Genomic DNA, 1,109 nt, shown 5'->3' with positions numbered 1-1,109 from the left:
TCTCGATAAGGCATGTCTGATTTGGAAATGTACTCAATGTCGATGAATAGGCGTTCAATCTGAGAAATCGTGCTGTTATCCAATCCTTGAGTGAGATACACACCATTTCGTTGTTCATGCCAACACAACCAGTCATTCCAAAAGGCACGAGGACGAAAATAGACCCAGCGGTGAAACCATGATGCGTTGTCTTTTTTACGATGGTAGAAGTGCGTTGCGCTTGGTGGAAATAGCAATAAATCCCCGGTTTTGACATCAAAGGCATCATCACCATGAAATATCGTTCCTTCACCTTGGCTCGTGATGTTGATGATGAACCCTTTCATTCCGTTCGGACGATCAATCACAAAATCGAGCTCGTCGCCTTCGATAATGGGGGTAAGCCCAGCCACAAGGTGTGCGTCAAAGTTGTAGCCGGGTTTTAAAGGGTCGTTGTTTTGCATATTTCAACTAATTTACTTTTTCATCAGTCTATTCTGGAGCGGAAAAACTGTCGTCGTTATTCCTCACAGTTTTCTAGAACGATCCATTGTTTGGCAGAAAAGGCTTCTCGGAAAAAGTCCGTCTTAGCGGTTTTCGATAAGAAGTCACTTGGTAATCCATCTCTTTGGTGCTGCCACTTCGCACTTCGCGCTTGCTCGTTGTCTTCGACAGGTGAATCGACAACTTGTTTGATGGTATGACGGATATCAAGGCGAGTTGGAACCGTGTTTCTCGCCAAATACTCGATCACGAGAGCATCATCAGCAAAGTAGTAGTTCATATTGATGGATAAGGTTTCTGAATGGTGCAGTTGACACCATTGTTCGAGCTTTTCTGGCTTGTGCCTAAAGCGCCAATCAGCATCGTGAACGGCAATGAGTTGTCCGTTGTTTAATACTTCCATGGTGCCGATAAAGTGCGTTTTACCATCCCGCTGTAGCTCGAAACTCGCTGGTTGCTCAGTGGAAAGGTTGAGCGTCCAGCGAGTTTTTTCCAGTTGAAAAGTGGGCACGGTTTCTACGTCTGTATCATTCACTAATTGACTCCAAAGTGCTCCCTAAGCGGGAGCACATTTGTGTGGTTTAACCGAGACGGTAATACACTCCGTTGTTACGCAATTCTTGTTT

The 1,109-nt window shown here is 45.0% G+C and carries 2 protein-coding genes; both read right to left on the bottom strand.

The window, feature by feature from the left end:
* Positions 1–443: arabinose operon transcriptional regulator AraC (araC, locus tag R7P35_RS25795; RefSeq protein WP_318093298.1), on the bottom strand; the 443-nt coding region annotated here is incomplete at its 3' end.
* 56 nt (positions 444–499) lie between these two features.
* The gene (locus tag R7P35_RS25790; protein WP_005500066.1) at positions 500–1,018 is read right to left on the bottom strand and encodes a hypothetical protein; all 519 of its coding nucleotides are present in this window, start codon (positions 1,016–1,018) and stop codon (positions 500–502) included.
* Between the last annotated feature and the right edge of the window lie 91 nt (positions 1,019–1,109).

Source organism: Vibrio sp. Vb0304, from assembly GCF_033338995.1.
Classification (GTDB): Bacteria; Pseudomonadota; Gammaproteobacteria; order Enterobacterales; family Vibrionaceae; genus Vibrio; species Vibrio alginolyticus.
The sequence above is the reverse complement of the archived record's forward strand: the minus strand, read 5'-3'. Positions and strand labels throughout refer to the sequence as shown.